The 16,980-nt window shown below is 72.6% G+C and carries 16 protein-coding genes and 1 tRNA gene; 10 read left to right on the top strand and 7 right to left on the bottom strand.

The genetic code is table 11. The features are described 5' to 3' along the window. Positions 1-85 precede the first annotated feature (85 nt). The 5 genes from BM288_RS02625 (at position 86) to BM288_RS02605 (ending at position 5,398) form a co-directional block, all read left to right on the top strand. A complete protein-coding gene (locus tag BM288_RS02625; protein WP_092915557.1) occupies positions 86-985 on the top strand; it encodes a DsbA family protein in 900 nt (299 codons plus the stop codon). Continuing rightward, positions 985-2,013: a DsbA family protein gene (locus BM288_RS02620; RefSeq protein ID WP_092915555.1), complete on the top strand. Its 1,029-nt coding sequence runs from the start codon at positions 985-987 to the stop codon at positions 2,011-2,013. Before BM288_RS02625 ends, BM288_RS02620 begins: the two co-directional genes overlap by 1 nt. A 228-nt stretch (positions 2,014-2,241) precedes the next feature. After that, a complete protein-coding gene (locus BM288_RS02615) occupies positions 2,242-2,577 on the top strand; it encodes a hypothetical protein (RefSeq protein WP_177220223.1) in 336 nt (111 codons plus the stop codon). Beyond that, positions 2,523-3,668, top strand: coding sequence for a flavin-containing monooxygenase (locus BM288_RS02610; RefSeq protein WP_092915553.1), 1,146 nt, complete (start codon positions 2,523-2,525; stop codon positions 3,666-3,668). The genes BM288_RS02615 and BM288_RS02610 overlap by 55 nt, the downstream gene beginning before the upstream one ends. A 101-nt stretch (positions 3,669-3,769) precedes the next feature. Further along, positions 3,770-5,398 carry a response regulator transcription factor gene (locus BM288_RS02605; protein ID WP_092915551.1) on the top strand — a complete coding sequence of 543 codons (1,629 nt, stop codon included), beginning with the start codon at positions 3,770-3,772 and terminating at the stop codon, positions 5,396-5,398. Here the strand turns inward: BM288_RS02605 and BM288_RS02600 are convergent. Then, a tRNA-Thr gene (locus BM288_RS02600) sits at positions 5,398-5,469 on the bottom strand. The two genes, BM288_RS02605 and BM288_RS02600, sit on opposite strands and share 1 nt — an antisense overlap. 44 nt (positions 5,470-5,513) lie before the next feature. On the opposite strand from BM288_RS02600, the gene BM288_RS02595 reads away from it, so the two are divergent. Continuing rightward, positions 5,514-6,089, top strand: a complete 576-nt coding sequence (locus BM288_RS02595) for a GNAT family N-acetyltransferase (protein ID WP_318255296.1) — start codon at positions 5,514-5,516, stop codon at positions 6,087-6,089. Between the two features lie 18 nt (positions 6,090-6,107). Then, positions 6,108-7,106 carry a DMT family transporter gene (locus BM288_RS02590; protein WP_092915549.1) on the top strand — a complete coding sequence of 333 codons (999 nt, stop codon included), beginning with the start codon at positions 6,108-6,110 and terminating at the stop codon, positions 7,104-7,106. Between the two features lie 3 nt (positions 7,107-7,109). On the opposite strand, the gene msrB is transcribed toward BM288_RS02590, so the two are convergent. Next, complete coding sequence (gene msrB / locus BM288_RS02585) at positions 7,110-7,511, bottom strand: peptide-methionine (R)-S-oxide reductase MsrB (protein WP_092915547.1); 402 nt, start codon at positions 7,509-7,511, stop codon at positions 7,110-7,112. Positions 7,512-7,583: 72 nt separating this feature from the next. Between msrB and BM288_RS14540 the strand changes: the two genes are divergently transcribed. The 3 genes from BM288_RS14540 (at position 7,584) to groL (ending at position 10,365) form a co-directional block, all read left to right on the top strand. Further along, positions 7,584-8,036, top strand: coding sequence for a DUF3263 domain-containing protein (locus BM288_RS14540; protein ID WP_318255295.1), 453 nt, complete (start codon positions 7,584-7,586; stop codon positions 8,034-8,036). Further along, positions 8,033-8,584 (top strand): LytR C-terminal domain-containing protein, encoded by a 552-nt coding sequence (locus tag BM288_RS02575; protein WP_092915545.1) that lies wholly within the window; start codon positions 8,033-8,035, stop codon positions 8,582-8,584. The genes BM288_RS14540 and BM288_RS02575 overlap by 4 nt, the downstream gene beginning before the upstream one ends. Before the next feature lie 161 nt (positions 8,585-8,745). Further along, complete coding sequence (gene groL / locus BM288_RS02570) at positions 8,746-10,365, top strand: chaperonin GroEL (RefSeq protein ID WP_092915543.1); 1,620 nt, start codon at positions 8,746-8,748, stop codon at positions 10,363-10,365. A gap of 282 nt (positions 10,366-10,647) precedes the next feature. On the opposite strand, the gene BM288_RS02565 is transcribed toward groL, so the two are convergent. The 5 genes from BM288_RS02565 to BM288_RS02545 all read right to left on the bottom strand — a co-directional run bounded on the left by BM288_RS02565 (position 10,648) and on the right by BM288_RS02545 (position 16,966). Continuing rightward, positions 10,648-10,938 carry a WXG100 family type VII secretion target gene (locus tag BM288_RS02565; protein WP_092915541.1) on the bottom strand — a complete coding sequence of 97 codons (291 nt, stop codon included), beginning with the start codon at positions 10,936-10,938 and terminating at the stop codon, positions 10,648-10,650. Positions 10,939-10,998: 60 nt separating this feature from the next. Next, entirely contained in the window at positions 10,999-12,609 is a 1,611-nt protein-coding gene (locus BM288_RS02560; protein WP_318255294.1) for a sensor histidine kinase, read from the bottom strand. Then, positions 12,610-13,305, bottom strand: a complete 696-nt coding sequence (locus BM288_RS02555) for a response regulator transcription factor (protein ID WP_092915539.1) — start codon at positions 13,303-13,305, stop codon at positions 12,610-12,612. Positions 13,306-13,360: 55 nt separating this feature from the next. Then, positions 13,361-15,013 (bottom strand): DNA repair helicase XPB, encoded by a 1,653-nt coding sequence (locus tag BM288_RS02550; protein WP_092915537.1) that lies wholly within the window; start codon positions 15,011-15,013, stop codon positions 13,361-13,363. Between the two features lie 303 nt (positions 15,014-15,316). After that, a complete protein-coding gene (locus BM288_RS02545) occupies positions 15,317-16,966 on the bottom strand; it encodes a helicase-associated domain-containing protein (RefSeq protein WP_092915535.1) in 1,650 nt (549 codons plus the stop codon). Positions 16,967-16,980: the final 14 nt, after the last annotated feature.

Genomic DNA, 16,980 nt, shown 5'->3' with positions numbered 1-16,980 from the left:
TAGCGATCGCCGCTACCCTGGATCGCGGCGTGTGATCCGATCGCGCCCGGTTGCCGATCCCCGGCCGACTTCAGGACAAGGACGCATGAGCGAGAAGCTGACGAAGAACGAGCGCCGCGCGCAGGCGCGCGAGCAGGCGCGGAAGATGCAGGAGGAGCGCCGCCGCAAGGAGCGCGTCAAGAAGGGCCTCACGGTGGGCGGCATCATCATCGCCGCGGTCGCCGTCGTCGCGGTCGTCGCGATCGTGATCGTCAACAGCATCCGGCCGGAAGGCCCCGGGCCCGAGAACATGGCCTCGAACGGCATCGTCATCGGCCAGGACTTCGTCGCCGAGACCACCGCGGCCACGCCTGCGGGCGGTGAGCCGACGCCCACTGAGAAGCGCCAGGACATCATCCAGATCGAGATCTACCAGGACTACATGTGCCCGGTCTGCGGCGCCTTCGACGACGCCAACCGCGCTACGCTCGAGCAGCTGCTCTCCACCGGCGCCGCCACCGTCGAGGTGCACCCGATCGCGATCCTCGACGGGCAGTCGCTCGGCACGAAGTTCTCGACCCGCTCGGCATCGGCCGCCGCATGCGTCGCGGAGTTCGCCCCGAACAGCTTCTGGGACTTCAACAGCGCCATGTTCGACAACCAGCCGGAGGAGCGCACCGCGGGCCTGACGAACGAGGAGATCGTGGGCATCGCCGAGCAGGCCGGCATCGACACCTCCGGCGGCCTCGCCGACTGCATCAACGACGGCCGCTTCGCGAGCTGGGTCGAGAGCGCCACCGCACGCGCGGCGACGCAGCCGCTGCCCGGCACCGACGGCGTGGTCGCCGACCGCACCCCGACGGTGATCGTCAACGGCGAGAAGTACATGGGCGGGGTCGACGACGCGGCAGGCTTCCAGGCCTTCGTGACGGCGGTCGCCGGTCAGCAGACCGGTGAGTCGACCGAGGAGCCTGCCGAGACGCCGGCTCCCACCGACGAGGGCTGATGCCGCGCGCCGCCCGGCCGGCCGGCGCTGCGCTGCTCGCGCTCGCGCTGCTGGCCGGGTGCGCGCTGAGCGGCTGCACCCCGGCGCCGCCGCCGCCGATCACCACGATCGGCGAGCTCGGCGCCGCCTACCTCGACGCGGGCGGCGAGTGCGCCGAGCTGGTCGAGCAGTACCGTGAGTCGGATGACGCGCCCGTGGTCGCCACCTGCGGCGCCGACACCGAGCTGCTGCTCGCCGCCGATGCCGATCAGGCGCAGGCCATCGCGACCGAGCGCCAGCTGCAGGAGCAGACGGTGCTCGTCTCGGGGCGCTGGCTCATCCGCGACCCGCAGCTCGAGACGCTGCAGCAGGCGCTCGGCGGCCAGATCGTCACACTCACGCCCGCCGACGGCCCGGCGAACATGGCCGACGCGATCGCCTTCGACGCCGACGGCGTCGTGCCCGCCGAGCCCGTGCCCGCCGACGGCGTGCCTGCGGAGCCGGCCGACGCATCCGCCCCGCACGACGTGCTCGTGGTCATCGACGCCGACTGCGAGTACTGCGACCGGCTGCTGGCAGCGAGCGGCGCGCTGCTGACCGAGCTCGCCGACAGCGGCGAGGCGCGCGTGGCCTATCTGCCCGTCTCGCTCGGCGACACGATCGACAGCGGCTACGCCTCGACGCTCGGCGCCAACGCGCTCGCCTGTGTCGCCGACGCGGCCCCCGAGGCGTACCGGCCGTTCCAGACCGCGCTGCTCGCGCACCTGCAGCAGCACCCGTTCGAGGCGAGCGAGGTGGCCGCGCTGGCCGCCGAGCACGTGCCGGCGGATGCGAGCGCCGCGGTAGGGGAGTGCGTGCAGTCGGCGCAGTTCGCGTGGTCGGTGCGGCAGGCGACGGTGCGCGCGATCGATCAGCCGCTGCAGGGCGTCGAGCCGCTGCGCGGCGTGCCGACGGTGATCGTGGACGGCGTGACGTTCGCGGGCGATGTGGGCGATGCGGATGCGCTGGCCGCGTTCGTCGCGGACCCTGCGGCGCCGCCGCAGCCGTAGCCGCAGCCGCATCGGACGCCTGACGGGCCGCCCTCGTCGAGGCTCGCGTCCTCGTCGAGGCTCGCGTCCGCGTCGAGTGTTGACTTGTTGCGCTCTCGGGCCGCCAGCAGCGCAACAACCCAACACTCATCGCGGCGCACGCATGGGCAGCATTGCCCATGCGCGAGGCAGGCCGATGGGCCATCCAGCCGATGCGGCGGGGTCAGGGCCGCGCCTAGCGTCAGGAACATGCTCGAGTTCAGCGTCGCAGCCGGATATGTCTCCACGCTGCTGTTCGCCGTCGCCACGCTGCCGATGATCGTCAAGGCGATCGCCACGCGCGACCTCGCGTCGTACAGCCGCAGCAACCTCCTGCTGGTCAACGGCGGCAACCTCGTGCATTCGATCTACATCTACTCGCTGCCTCCCGGGCCCATCTGGCTGCTGCACGCCTGCTATCTCGCGACCTCGGTCGTGATGCTCGTGTGGCACCTGCGGTTCGGTGCGGCGACCGACCGGAGGAGCGCATCATGGCGATCCAAGAAGGAGAGGGCGCTGCTGGCGTCCGCGACGTCGACACCCTGATCATCGGCGCGGGCCAGGCCGGCCTCGCCACTGCCCACGCACTGGAGCGGCGCGGGGGCGACTGCCTCGTCGTCGACGCCGAGCGCCGCGTCGGCGACAACTGGCGGCACCAGTACGACTCGCTGTCGCTGTACACGCCGAACCGCTTCAATGCGCTGCCGGGCATGCCGTTCCCGGGCGACCCCCGCGGGTTCGCGCACAAGGATGAGGCCGCCGCCTACCTTGAGGCGTACGCCGCCCACCTCGAGCGCCCCGTGCAGCTCGACTGCCGGGTGCACCGCCTGGCGCGGCACGGCGACTGGTTCCGGGCCGAGACGGCTCAGGGCGTCATCGACTGCCGCAGCGTCGTCGTCGCCACGAGTCCGCTCGGGCGCGCTCCCGCGATCCCGGCCGCAGCCGCCGAGCTCGATCCGGCCATCCTGCAGCTGCACTCGAGCGAGTACCGGCGGCCGAACCAACTGCGCGAGGGGCCGGTGCTGGTCGTCGGCGGCGGGCACTCGGGCTGCGACATCGCGCTCGAGCTCGCGCGCACGCATCCGACGACCCTTGCGGGGCGCGATCCCGGGCAGGTCCCGGTGCCGTGGGACAAGCCCATCGTGCACCTCGCGGTGCCGATGGTGATGGCGATGTACCGGTGGGTGCACGTGCGCCGAGCGCCGCACGGGCGCCGGCTGCGCGAGCACGTGCTGCACCACGGAGCCCCGATGCTGCGGGTCAAGCGCGCGCACCTCGCGGAGGCGGGCGTCACCCGCACCACTGCCCGGATGGTGGGCGCGAGGGACGGGCAGCCGCTGCTGGCCGACGGCACCGTGGTGGAGGCTGCCAGCGTCGTCTGGGCGACCGGCTTCCGGCACGAGTTCGGCTGGCTCGACCTGCCCGTGCTGGATGCGGAGGGCTGGCCCCGCGAGTACCGCGGCGTCGCGGCCGACGTCGACGGGCTGTACTTCTGCGGCCTGGCCTGGCAGCACTCGATGGCCTCGATGGTGATCTTCGGCGCGGGGTCGGACGCCGCGCACGTGGCCCGGCGGATCCTGGCCCGATCGGCGGTGCCGGCACGGCGGCCTCGACCCGCGGCGGCCGGGGCACGCTGATCGGCCCGCCCAGCGTGCACGCTGATCGGCCCGCCCAACGGGCACGCTGATCGGCCCGCCCAACGAGCACGTTGCGGGAGTACCCTCGCAGCGAGGGCACCATGGCTTCTGATCGGCGCAATGCGGCGCGGGTCTCGGACACGCGCGATGGTGAGGTGCGGCCTCGAGACGACGTCGATCGCGAGCCACGCGAGCCACGCGAGCCTGCAGCACTGCTGGCGGAGGGCGTCGCCGCGCACTTGGCGGGCGAGCCGGAGCGGGCGGTGCGGCTGCTGCAGGCCGCCCATCAGGCGTTCGTCGACGAGGGCGCGACCGCGGAGGCGCTGAGCGCCGCCTACCGGATCGCAATGGTGCACGGCACGACCGGCGACCGCTCGCAGTTCAGCGGCTGGGTGGCGCGCGCCGAGCGACTGCTGGCCGAGCTCGCCGATGGCGCCCCTGCGGCGCGCGGTTATGTCGCTGTGCTGCAGATGCATCGCGCGATCGCGGCCGGCAGCTTCGAGAGCGTGCGCGAGCTCGCCCAGGAGGCGGCGGCGATCGGCAGGCAGCACGGGCGGCACGACTTCCTCGCGCTCGGATTGACGGCGCAGGGGCGGCACAGCGTCACCTCCGGCGACGTCGCGCTGGGGCTGTCGCTGCTGGACGAGGCGATGTCGGTGGTGCTCGCGGGACAGGTCGACGGGCTGGCTGCCGGACTCGTCTGGTGCGCCGCCATCGAGGGCTGCCAGCAGATCGGCGCGATCGACCGGCTCTGCGAGTGGACGGCAGGGCTCGATGCCTGGTGCGCCGACGAGCCCGGGCTCGCGATGTTCGCCGGGCGGTGCTCGCTGCACCGCGGGCAGGTGCTCGCCCTGCACGGCGAGTGGTCGGCCGCGATCGCGTCGCTCTCGGCCAGTGGCCATCGCGCGGAGGAGCGCGGGCAGCTGCCGGCGGCGGGCGAGGCCCAGCGCGAGCTCGGCGACCTGCTGCAGCTGCAGGGCGACGACGCTGGCGCGGCAGCGGCATATCAGCGCGCCACGGAGCTCGGCTGCGACCCGCAGCCGGGGCTCGCGCTGCTCTGGCTCGGGCACGGGCGACGGGATGCCGCCGCGGCGGCGATCCGGCGCTGCCTGGCCGAGTCGCCCGCGCCGGCGCTGCGGTGCGCGCTCATCGGGCCGGCGATCGACGTGCTGCTCGCGGTGGGCGACATCGACGAGGCGGCCGAGCTGGCTGCCGAGCTCGACGGGCTGGCCGAACTGGCCGGATGCCCGCCGGTGACGGCCGCCGCCGCGTATGCCAATGCCGGCGTCGAGCTCGCCCGCTTCGATCCGGCCGGTGCGCTGCCCTACGCGCGCAGGGCCGTGCGGGAGTGGAGCGGCATCCGCTGCCCGTTCGAGTCCGCGCGATCCCGCGTGCTGCTGGCGCGAGCACTCCTCGGCGCGGGCGACGCGGCCTCGGCCGATCGGGAGCTCGCCGCGGCGCGGACGGCGTTCGCGTCGATCGGCGCGATCCCGTCGGCAGTGGACGCCGATGCGCTGCTGCACCGGCGCGACCACGCGGACGGCCTCACCGAGCGCGAGATCGAGGTGCTGCGGCTGGTCGCCCGCGGGCGCAGCAACCGGCAGATCGCCACCGAGCTCGTGATCAGCGAGCGCACGGTCGCCCGCCACCTGAGCAACCTGTTCGTCAAGGTCGGCGCGGCCTCGCGCACGCAGGCCGCCGCCTACGCCTTCGATCACAGCCTGACGTGAGCCCCCTGTCAGGATTGAACTGACGACCTACGCTTTACAAGAGCGTTGCTCTACCACTGAGCTAAGGAGGCGCGGCCCGCTTCAGCCGGGCGCCCAGCCATTCTAGGCTGGCCCGGTGCCCAGCCCCACCTCCGACCGCGCGAGCGCCGACACGGCGACCGTCGCCCGGCTGCGCCCGTGGCGACCCGAGCGCGACGCGGCGGCCGTGCTCGCCGCGTTCAGCGCATCCGCCGACCTGCACCGGCAGGCGCCGCCGATCGCGACGCTCGCCGATGCGCAGGGCTACCTGGCCGCGATCGCCGCGGACGCGCTCGCGATCGAGCAGGGCGGCGAGGCGGTCGGATGCGTCATGGCCGCCGAGCGCGAACCGCGCCACGGCACGGCGTGGGTGTCGTACTGGCTGGCGCCGCACGCGCGGGGGATGGGGCTCGCGACCCGCGCGCTCGACACCCTCTCGCGGCAGCTGTTCGCCGACGGCCTCCACCGGCTGGAGCTCGGCGCGCGGGCGAACAACCCGGCCTCGATCGCTGTCGCCGAGCGCGCCGGCTACCTGCGCGAGGGCGTCGAACGGGAGCGACTGCGCTACCTCGACGAGCACGGCAGGCCCGAGCGCTTCGACATCGTGCGCTTCGCGCGCCTGGCGACCGACCCGGCGCCCGCGCTCGAACCGCTGGGGGCCGCTCGCGGCTGACCGGCCTAGGCTTGCCGGGTGAGCGAGCAGACGGGACCGATCGAGCTGCCCGCGACGAGCAGCGCGGCGAGCGGCGCCGCGGATCACCGCCGGCCGGTGCTGTGGACGCTCGTGGCGGTCGCCGCCGGTGCAGGCCTCGCTACCCAGGGCCGCATCAACGGCGAGCTGGGCGCCAGGCTCGACCACGGCATCCTCGCCGCCCTCATCTCGTTCGCGGTCGGGTGTGCGCTGCTCGTGCTCGTGCTGGCGGTCGCGCCCAAGGCGCGGGCCGGCCTGGTGCGGCTGGTCGCCGTCATCCGCGACGGCTCGATGCCGTGGTGGTACATCTCGACCGGCCTGATCGGCGCCCTGCTCGTCGCCACCCAGGGCCTCGTCGTCGGCACGATCGGCGTCGCCCTCTTCACCGTCGGCGTGGTCGCGGGGCAGACGATCAGCGGCCTCGCCGTCGACCGGCTCGCCTTCGGCGGGCTGGCGCGCAAGCCCATCACGGTGCCGCGCGTCGCAGGCGCGCTGCTGGCGCTCACGGCCGTCGCCCTGGCGCTGGTGGGCACCGGCCGGCTCGACGGCATCTGGCTCGCCGTGCTGCCGTTCGTCGCGGGACTGCTGCAGTCGCTGCAGCAGGCGATGGGAGGGCTCGTGCAGCGGCACTCCGGTTCGGCGATCGCGCAGGCCACCCAGAACTTCGTCGTGGGCACCGTCGCGCTCGCCTTGGTCGTGGCCGTGCAGACCGTCGCCGGCAAGAGCTGGCAGCCGCTGCCGGCCGAGCCGTGGCTCTACGTCGGCGGCACCCTCGGCGTGGTGTTCGTCGCGCTGGTCTCGGTGGCGGTGCACCACCTGGGCGTGCTCGCGCTCGGCCTCGCCGTCATCTGCGGCCAGGTCGTCGCCTCGGTGGTGCTCGACCTGGTCTTCCCGGCCGACCACCCGGTCTCGACGTGGTCGCTCATCGGGGCGGCGCTGACGATCGTGGCGGTCGGCGTCTCGTCGATCCGTGCGCCGAAGCGGCGCGCTGCCGCGTGAGCCTCAGGACTCGGGCGTGAAGTTCAGCGCCAGCGAGTTCATGCAGTAGCGGTCGCCCGTGGGGGTCTGCGGAGCGTCGTCGAAGATGTGGCCCAGGTGGCTGCCGCACTTCGCGCAGCGCACCTCGGTGCGCACCATGCCGAGCGTGCGGTCCTCGATCAGCTCGACCGCGTCCTCGCGCACCGTCTCGTAGAAGCTCGGCCAGCCGCAGCCGGCGTCGAACTTCGTCTCATCGCGGAAGAGCTCGTTGCCGCACGCGCCGCAGGTGTAGACGCCCTGCCGGGCCTCGTCGAGCAGCGCACCCGTCCAGGGCCGCTCGGTGCCCGCCTCTCGCAGCACCTTGAAGGCTTCGGGCGAGAGAGCCTCGCGCCACTCGTTGTCGGAGCGTTCGATGCGTTCGTTCATGCCTTCAGCCTACGCCTCGGCCCTCGCGTTTCGCGGCGGGCGCAACCCGCCTGCGGCCGTAGGATCGAGGGCATGCCGACCGACCCGCGCGCACGCAGGACGGGCACCGCCGATGAGGCGGCAGCCCTCGCCTTCGTGTCGGCGGATGCGTCAGCGTACGCGGATGCGTCAGGGTACGCGGATGCGCCCACACCGGCGGGTGCGTCGGCGCACGCCGACGAGCTCGCTCACGATGCTGCGCCTGCTCACGATGCTGCGGCTGCTGACGATGCTGCGTCTGCTGACGACGCGGTGTCTGCGCACGACCTCGCCGCGGCGCGCGAGGCGCGCATCCGCCGCATGCTCGACTTCGAGGCGGGCTGGACGAGCCACGGGGGCGCGAAGGCGCGCGCGATCCGCGCGGAGTTCGGCTGGACCACCACGCGCTACTACCAGGTGCTCGACGGGCTGCTGGAGACGCGGGAGGCCGTGCGGCACGACCCGATGCTGGTGCGCAGGCTCCTTCGCCTCCGCGAGGCTCGATGAGCCGCAGGCAGCGGGTCGGCGTGCACCGCTCCTCCTCCACCAGCCGGTGGCCCCGCTGGGTGATCCTGCTCGCCGCGCTCGCAGTGGCGATCGTGCTCGCCGCCCTGGGACTGTTCGCGCTCGACATGCTGCGGCCGCGAGCGCCCGAGCCGACCCCCACGCAGGCGCCGGAGACGATCAGCGATCCCGCCGCCATCGACCCGTCGCTCGACGCTTCGATCACCGTGCTCGACACCTCCGGCGAGGACGGCTTCGCGGCCGGCGTCGGGCAGGCGCTGGCCGATGCCGGCTGGCAAGTGGTCGCCACCGCCGGCAGCTCCGAGCCCAGCGAGACGACGATCGTCTGGTTCGACAGCGAGGAGCTCGCGCCGATCGCGCGAGGGCTCGTCGAGCAGCTCGGCGCCGGCCAAGCCGTGCTGTCGGACGGCAGGCTCTCCGGCACGCCGATCACGATCGTGCTGGGGCCGGACTCGCTGGAGACGGCGCCGAGCGCCGAGCCTCGCGACGACGGCGACCTGACGCACAGCCCGACGCCGGAAGCGCCCTGAGCCCACATCGCTCGGCGGCATGAGGCCGCGCGCTCGGCGGCGTGCGCCCGGCGAGCTCGGCGGCTTGCACTCGACCGCGTCGAGTGCCAGACTTGGGCCTGGCACTCCCACCGTTGGAGTGCCAGTTGAACGTCACCAGCGTCCAGGAGGGACGAGATCCAATGGCAAAGATGATCGCATTTGACGAGGAGGCCCGCCGCGGGCTGGAGCGTGGACTCAACACGCTCGCCGACGCGGTGAAGGTGACCCTCGGACCGCGCGGCCGCAACGTCGTGCTCGAGAAGAAGTGGGGCGCCCCCACCATCACGAACGATGGCGTTTCGATCGCCAAGGAGATCGAGCTCGAGGACCCCTTCGAGAAGATCGGCGCCGAGCTCGTCAAGGAGGTCGCGAAGAAGACCGACGACGTCGCCGGCGATGGCACCACCACCTCGGTCGTGCTCGCTCAGGCGCTCGTCCGCGAGGGCCTGCGCAACGTCGCGGCCGGTGCTGACCCGATCAGCCTCAAGCGCGGCATCGACAAGGCCGCTGCGGCCGTGAGCGCGCAGCTGCTCAGCAACGCCAAGGAGGTCGAGACCAAGGCGGAGATCGCCGCGACGGCTTCGATCTCGGCTGCTGACGAGGAGATCGGCGCGCTGATCGCCGAGGCCATCGACAAGGTCGGCAAGGAGGGCGTCGTCACCGTCGAGGAGTCGCAGACCTTCGGCACCGAGCTCGAGCTCACCGAGGGCATGCGCTTCGACAAGGGCTTCCTGTCGCAGTACTTCGTGACGGACCCGGAGCGCCAGGAGACGGTCTTCGAGGACCCGTACGTCCTGATCGTCAACTCCAAGGTCTCGAACATCAAGGACCTGCTCCCCATCGTCGACAAGGTGATCCAGGCGGGCAAGCAGCTCGTCATCATCGCCGAGGACGTCGAGGGCGAGGCGCTCGCGACGCTGGTCGTGAACAAGATCCGCGGCATCTTCAAGTCGGTCGCCGTCAAGGCTCCGGGCTTCGGCGACCGCCGCAAGGCGATGCTCGCCGACATGGCGATCCTCACGGGCGGCCAGGTGATCTCCGAGGAGGTCGGCCTCAAGCTCGAGAACACGACGCTCGACATGCTCGGCCGTGCGCGCAAGGTCGTCATCACCAAGGACGAGACCACGATCGTGGAGGGCGCCGGCGAGGCCGACGCCATCGCGGGCCGCGTGCGTCAGATCCGCCAGGAGATCGACAACACCGACAGCGACTACGACCGCGAGAAGCTGCAGGAGCGCCTCGCGAAGCTCGCCGGTGGCGTGGCCGTCATCAAGGCGGGTGCCGCGACCGAGGTCGAGCTCAAGGAGCGCAAGCACCGCATCGAGGACGCCGTGCGCAACGCGAAGGCTGCTGTCGAGGAGGGCATCGTCGCCGGTGGTGGCGTCGCGCTCATCCAGGCTGCGAAGACCGCGTTCGACGGGCTCGAGCTCACGGGCGACGAGGTCACGGGCGCGAACATCGTCAAGGTGGCTGTCGACGCTCCGCTGAAGCAGATCGCGCTCAACGCCGGCCTGGAGCCGGGCGTCGTCGCCGAGAAGGTGCGCGGCCTCGAGGTCGGCTTCGGCCTCAACGCCGCCACGGGCGAGTACGTCGACATGCTCTCCGCGGGCATCTCGGACCCGGTGAAGGTGACGCGCTCGGCGCTCGCCAACGCCGCGTCGATCGCCGGCCTCTTCCTCACCACCGAGGCAGTCGTGGCCGACAAGCCCGAGAAGGCGCCGGCCATGCCGGCAGACCCCACGGGTGGCATGGACTTCTGAGTCCGAAGGACTCAGGGTCGAGCAGCGGACGGCCGTAGGTCGCCCGCGCATCGAGAACCAGCGGTTCAGACGAAGGGCCCCAGTCTCGCGACTGGGGCCCTTCGCCGTTCCCGGCCGTCCGCCGCGTCCCGGCCGTCCGCCGCGTCCCGAATCGAGGACCGGTCCGCGTCTGTCTCGGTGCACCGCCGTCGCGAGCGGAGGACGCATTCGCGATCCGTCGCCAGCGGAGGACAGAACGCCCTCTGCCCGCGACCTCTCCTCTGCTCAGGACATGCGCGAAGCTCAGGCCGCGAACATCCGCAGGTTGCCCTGCTCCACCTCGTCGTACTGGCGGCCGGCCTGCGCGAGCGCCTCGTTGATCGCGGCGAGCGACTCCTCGACGCGCACCTGCGTCGCGCGCCAGTCCTGCACCACGCCCTGGAAGGCGACGGATGCCTGGCCGCTCCACGAGTCCTGCAGCGCCTGCAGCTGGCTGTGCATGGCCGAGACCTCCGACTGCAGACGTGTGGCGGTGCCCCGCACCGCGACGCTGGCTCCGTGGATGGCATCGGCGTCGACGACGTACCTGCTCATGATCCCCTCACTCCTGCGCGGAGCATCCGCGCTCGTGGGGAAGGTAGGCGAGATGCCCGATCAGCCGTGGCTGCGCAGCCGCGCCTGTGGATTGCTGCCGGTGCTGACGGTGGTATCGGGGCGCAGCTGCTCGCTCAGCCTCATCAGTGCGGCATCGTCGGCCAGCGGGATGGCGATGCGGAACGTGGCGCCGCCGCCCGGGGTCTCGACCACGTCGAGCCTGCCGGAGTGCGCACGCGCGATGCCCTGCACGATCGCCAGCCCCAGGCCGGTGCCGCCGGTGTCGCGAGCGCGCGAGGTGTCGGCGCGGAAGAAGCGCTGGAAGACCCGCTCGCGCAGCTCCTCGGGGATGCCGTCGCCATGGTCGACCACGAGCACGACCGCCTCCCGGCGACGCGTCGAGACGCCGACGCCCAGCTCGATCGGCGTGCCGTCGGGCGTGTAGCGGGTGGCGTTGCCGATCAGGTTCGAGATGAGCTGCCGCAGCGCGTGCTCGTCGCCCAGCACGACCGCGGGCGGGGTGAGCGGTGGCGGCGTGAAGACGCCCGTCTGGGGCGCACCCGCGTCCACCACCCCGGCGACGGGACCGTGCGCATCCGCGTCGATGGGCACCACGGTGATGCGCCGGTCGGGGGTGCCGACGCGGGTGTCGCTCGCAGCGTCGTTGACGAGCGGCACCAGATCGAGCGGCTGCAGATCGAGCGGGCGGCGCTCGTCGAGGCGGGCGAGCAGCAGCAGATCCTCGACCAGCCGGCCCATCCGCTTGGCCTCGCCCTCGATGCGCTCCATCGCGTTCTTGACGTCCTCGGGCCGGGAGATCGCACCCATGCGGTAGAGCTCGGCGTAGCCGCGCACCGCCACCAGCGGCGTGCGCAGCTCGTGGCTGGCGTCACCGACGAACTGGCGCATGCGCGCGACCGACTCGTCACGCTGCTCGATGGCGGCCTCGATGCGGTCGAGCATGGTGTTGAGCGAGAGCTGCAGCGAGCCGACCTCGGTGCGCGGGTGCTCGCCGGTGAGGCGGGTGTCGTAGTCACCGTCGGCGAAGCGCTGCGCCTCGGCGGCGGTCTTGCGCAGGCTGCGCAGGGTCGAGACGGCGAGGATGCGCGTGAGCGCGGCACCCAGCACCACCGCCAGCAGCGAGAAGCCGACGAAGACGAGCAGGAAGTTGGTGCTGGTCGACTCGGCCGAGGTCATGTCGACCGCCACGATCGACACCAGCAGCTCGCCCGTGCCGCTCACCGTGCTCGGCGCGACGATCGTGCGCCAGCGGGTCATGCCGTCGATCGACGTGAGGGTGAAGGCGCGATCCTGCTCGGCAACCGTGCCGAGCGAGATGCCGGTGAGGTCGGGGTTGGAGGCGCCGGGGAGCTTGTTGTCGCACAGCACGGTGCCCGAGGGATCGGCGACGCCCAGGTAGTAGGTGTTGGGCATGCGCTGCGCGAGGTCGCACTGCTCGGGCGAGTCGGATCGGGTGATCTCCTCGCTCGTGAACGCCCGCATGGCCTGATCGAGCTCCTGATCGATGTCGGCCACCTGCGCGTCGCGGATGATCGACAGCGTGCCGATGCCCGCGAGCGCGAGCCCGAAGGTCATCACGACCACGATCAGCGTGGTGATCCGCCCGGCCAGCGACATGCGGCCGAGCAGACGCGTCAGCAGTGCGCGCACCTACGCCTTGGGCGTCTTCAGCATGTAGCCGAACCCGCGCTTGGTGACGATCATGGGCTCGCTCACGCGGTCGTCGATCTTGCGGCGCAGGTAGGAGATGTACGACTCGACGATGCCGACATCGCCGTTGAAGTCGTACTCCCAGACGTGGTCGAGGATCTGCGCCTTCGACAGCACGCGGTTGGCATTGAGCATCAGGTAGCGCAGCAGCTTGAACTCGGTGGGGGAGAGCTCGATCTCGTCGCCCGCGATCGACACCTCGTGCGTGTCCTGGTTCATGACGAGCTCGCCGACGCTGATCGAGGCGTCGTCGGTCTCGGCCATCGTGCGGCGCAGGATCGCCTTGATGCGGGCGATGATCTCGTCGAGCGAGAAGGGCTTCGTGACGTAGTCGTCGCCACCGACGGTGAGGCCGGTGATCTTGTCCTCCGTGTCGTCCTTCGCGGTGAGGAAGAGGATGGGGGACGTGAACCCGGATGCGCGGAGCCGCTTGGTCACGCCGAAGCCGCTGATGTCGGGGAGCATCACGTCGAGCAGGATCAGGTCGGGCTCGTCGTCCAGCACCGCCGAGATGGCGGCGGCGCCCGCGCCGACGGCGCGCACGTCGAAGCCGGCGAAGCGGAGGCTGGTGGACAGCAGGTCGCGGATGTGGGGTTCGTCGTCGACGACGAGGATCTTGGCGCTGGGCTCAGTCATGGGTCCAGTCTCTGATCGTTCGCTGAACGGTTCCTGGGAGCCTCGTGCACGCGGGTCAGACGGCCACGTGGTCGGCCAGGCCGAGCTCGTGCTCGTCGAGGATCGTGTAGGCGTAGCCCTGCTCGGCGAGGAAGCGCTGGCGGCCGAGCGCGAACTCCTGATCGACGGTGTCGCGCGCGACCACGGTGTAGAAGCGGGCGGTGCGGCCGCCCTTCGGCCGCAGCAGGCGGCCGAGGCGCTGCGCCTCCTCCTGGCGCGAGCCGAACGAGCCCGACACCTGCACCGCGAGCGAGGCATCCGGCAGGTCGACCGAGAAGTTCGCCACCTTCGAGACCACCAGCACCCGCTCGGTGCCCTCGCGGAACGCCTGGAAGAGCTCCTGCCGCTCGGACACCGGCGTCTCGCCGGTGATGAGCGGGGCGTCGAGCGCCGCCGAGAGCTCGTCGAGCTGGTCGAGGTACTGGCCGATCACGAGCGTCGGCTCGTCGGGGTGCTGCGCGAGCACCCGCTTGACGGTGTCGATCTTGCGCGGGCTGGAGGCGGCGATGCGGTAGCGGTCGCGATCGCCGCTGGCGGCGTACTCGAGCCGCTCGTCCTCGTCGAGGTCGATGCGCACCTCGTAGCACTCGGCGGGCGCGATGAAGCCCTGCTGCTCGATCTCCTTCCAGGGCGCGTCGAAGCGCTTGGGGCCGATCAGGCTGAAGACGTCCGACTCGCGGCCGTCCTCGCGCACGAGCGTGGCGGTCAGGCCGAGCCGTCGGCGGGCCTGCAGGTCGGCGGAGAGCTTGAATACCGGCGCGGGCAGCAGGTGCACCTCGTCGTAGACGATCAGCCCCCAGTCGAGCGCGTCGAGCACGCCCAGGTGCGCGTACTCGCCGCCGCGCTTGACGGTGAGGATCTGGTAGGTCGCGATGGTGACCGGCTTGATCTCCTTCGACTGGCCGGAGTACTCGCCGATCTCGTCCTCGGTGAGGCTCGTGCGGGCCAGCAGCTCGGCCTTCCACTGGCGCGCCGAGACGGTGTTCGTCACCAGGATCAGCGTGGTGGTGTCGGTGGCGGCCATCGCCGCCGCGCCGACGATCGTCTTGCCCGCGCCGCAGGGGAGCACGACGACGCCCGAGCCGGCCTCGGCGAAGTGCGTCACCGCATCCGCCTGGTACGGCCGCATCGACCAGCCGTCCTCGAGCAGGTCGATCTCGAGCGGGGTGCCGGGGGTGTAGCCGGCGAGGTCCTCTGCCGGCCAGCCGAGCTTGACGAGCTCCTGCTTGAGCTCGCCGCGCGCCCAGTCGACGATGCGGATGCCGCCCTCGACCGGGCCCGCGAGCAGCGGCTGGATCTTCTTCGACCGCCGCACCTCCTCGAGCACCGGGCGGTCGTCGCTGCGCAGCACCAGTCCCTCGTCGTCGCGCTCGATGACGAGGCGGCCGTACCGGCCGATGGTCTCGCGGATGTCCATGGCGACGCCGGGCGGGACGGGGAACTTGGCGTGCGTGTCGAGGGTGCCGACGATCTCGTCGGCGGTGTGGCCGGCGGCGCGCGCGTTCCACAGCCCCAGCCGCGTGACGCGGTAGGTGTGGATGTGCTCGGGCGCGCGCTCGAGCTCGGCGAACACCTGCAGGGCCTGGCGAGCCGCGGTCGCGTCGGGGTGCGCGACCTCGAGGAGCACAGTCCGGTCGGACTGCACGATGAGCGGGCCTGGCTGAGTCATAGCGTGCCAGTCTACTCGCGCTTCGGGACGGTGGCCCTGGAGCGGCTGACGCCGGGGGCGAACGGTGTGCGGCGCGGCTGCTGTGGCGGGCCATGGCCGCGAGGTCGACCCGTTCGTGATTCGTCGACCCGTTTCGCCCTCGCCGACCCGGTGCAGCGGGTCGCGGGCGGCGGAACGGGTCGGCGGGACGGCGGATGCGCGGGTGAGGCGGATGCGCGGGGTCGGCGGGTGCGCGGGGACGCGGAGGCGCGGGTGAGGCGGATGCGCTGGGTCGGCGGGCGTACGGCGCCGGCCCCCCGCGCGTCAGCTCAGGGCGCCGAGGCCCGCCACCTTCGTGATCGCGCTCAGGGGCAGGGTGCGCTCGACGTCGCGGTTGGCGTCGCGGGCGCGCAGGCGGCCGTTCGCGACCGCGAGCGGCACGAGCTCGATGTCGACGGGATCGGTCGCGGTGGTGACGGTCAGGCGCACCGGCATGCGGTCGCGGATGGCGCCCTGCAGCTGCCGCTCGAGCCAGGCGCGCTCCTGATCGCCCACCTCGAAGCCGGCGTCGCGCAGCCGGTCGACGAGCCGGTGCCGCTCGTGCACCGGGCGGGGCGCGCGCTCGATCGCGGGCCGCACGAGCTCGCCCGTGTCGTCCTCGTGCACGGCGGGGTAGCGCTCCTCGAGCAGCGCGGCGAGCGCCTCCTCGGCGCTGAGTCGGAAGGTGACGCGGTGCGGCCCGGTCTGCAGCGGGCCGGCGCTGACGAGCGCCCGGTCGACGGCGATGGTGCGGATGAGCTGCTCGTCGTCGCTGCGGGCCTGCGAGCGGGCGCCGCCCTCGGCGAGCGGGTCGATGCTGCGCACCCGCAGCGAGCCGAACTTCGCGGCGGTGTCGCGCACCAGGTAGGCGACCGGCTGCGGCAGGCCGGTGAGCGAGACCTCCGCCAGGAAGGCCAGCATGCCCTCGACGTCCTCGCCGGCGACCAGGCCCGCGGCGATCGACTGCGCGGTGAGCCGCCAGTGCGAGGCGATGCCGGCGCGCTCGATGCGGGCGAGCCGCCGCAGGCGCGACTCGACGGTGGCCTCGAGCGGACCGGGGGCGACGGCCGAGAGGTCGGGCTGCAGGTAGACGGATGCGGTGGCCGGCGGCACGTGGGCGGCGAGCGCCTCGAGCGCGGCGGCCGGGCGCCGCTGCAGGTCGGCGGCGAGCGTCGTGGGGGTGCCGCGATCGGCGAGGCCGAGGCGCTCGGCCTGCCGGTGCTGGCGCTCGCGGACGGCGAGCACGGCGGCGTCGGCGAGCGGGAACTGCGTGCGCGGGTCGCCGGCGATCGCCGCCGCGTCGGGGGTGGCGACGAGCCACGCCTGCGCGAGCCTCGCCCAGCGCTCGGGCACCGGGGAGGCGAGCCAGGCGTCGGCGTCGACGGTGGCGCGCATGCGGCCGTCGCGGCGGTCGATGAGGCCGGCGAGCAGCGCGGGTTCCAGCCGTTCCTCCAGCTGGGCGGGGTCGCCGTCGACGGCGGCGGCGAGCTCGCGCCCGACGGCGGCGGGCAGCTGCGAGCGGCTGCGCAGCGTGACGGGCGCATCGGCGACGCGGTGCACGAGCTCGGAGACCTTGATGGTCTCGTCGATCGCCGACTGCGGGGCGGTGGCGCTCTCGGCGGGCTCGGCCTCCGCCGAGCGTCCGCCGGCTGGCATCGCCGTCGCCGCGAAGGAGCGCACGCGCGGCAGCGCCTCGCCGTCGACGCTGAGCAGCAGGGCGTCGAGCCGGGGCGTCGAGCCGCCGTCGCGCAGCACGGCGAGCTCGGCACCCGACCGCCACTTGAGCGCGGCCGCGATGGACGCATCCGTCATCAGATGCTCGGCGAGGTCGAACGTCGACGACAGCTGCGGCGGCGCCTGCCGCTCGACCACCAGCAGGTCGAGCGCCTCGTCGGGCATCGCCTGGATGCGGGCGGCGAGATCGACGACGTTCACGGATGCGGCTTCAC

Source organism: Agrococcus baldri (assembly GCA_900114805.1).
GTDB lineage: Bacteria > Actinomycetota > Actinomycetes > Actinomycetales > Microbacteriaceae > Agrococcus > Agrococcus baldri.
Note: the sequence above shows the minus strand (reverse complement) of the source record. Positions and strands in the feature narration are given on the sequence as shown.

Coding starts and splice junctions, on each gene's coding strand:
- BM288_RS02615 (WP_177220223.1), top strand. CDS start 2,242: ATGCTCGAGTTCAGCGTCGCAGCCGGATATGTCTCCACGCTGCTGTTC.
- BM288_RS14540 (WP_318255295.1), top strand. CDS start 7,584: ATGCCGACCGACCCGCGCGCACGCAGGACGGGCACCGCCGATGAGGCG.
- groL (WP_092915543.1), top strand. CDS start 8,746: ATGGCAAAGATGATCGCATTTGACGAGGAGGCCCGCCGCGGGCTGGAG.
- BM288_RS02550 (WP_092915537.1), bottom strand. CDS start 15,013: ATGACTCAGCCAGGCCCGCTCATCGTGCAGTCCGACCGGACTGTGCTC.
- BM288_RS02610 (WP_092915553.1), top strand. CDS start 2,523: ATGGCGATCCAAGAAGGAGAGGGCGCTGCTGGCGTCCGCGACGTCGAC.
- BM288_RS02620 (WP_092915555.1), top strand. CDS start 985: ATGCCGCGCGCCGCCCGGCCGGCCGGCGCTGCGCTGCTCGCGCTCGCG.
- BM288_RS02575 (WP_092915545.1), top strand. CDS start 8,033: ATGAGCCGCAGGCAGCGGGTCGGCGTGCACCGCTCCTCCTCCACCAGC.
- BM288_RS02605 (WP_092915551.1), top strand. CDS start 3,770: ATGGCTTCTGATCGGCGCAATGCGGCGCGGGTCTCGGACACGCGCGAT.
- BM288_RS02555 (WP_092915539.1), bottom strand. CDS start 13,305: ATGACTGAGCCCAGCGCCAAGATCCTCGTCGTCGACGACGAACCCCAC.
- BM288_RS02565 (WP_092915541.1), bottom strand. CDS start 10,938: ATGAGCAGGTACGTCGTCGACGCCGATGCCATCCACGGAGCCAGCGTC.
- msrB (WP_092915547.1), bottom strand. CDS start 7,511: ATGAACGAACGCATCGAACGCTCCGACAACGAGTGGCGCGAGGCTCTC.
- BM288_RS02625 (WP_092915557.1), top strand. CDS start 86: ATGAGCGAGAAGCTGACGAAGAACGAGCGCCGCGCGCAGGCGCGCGAG.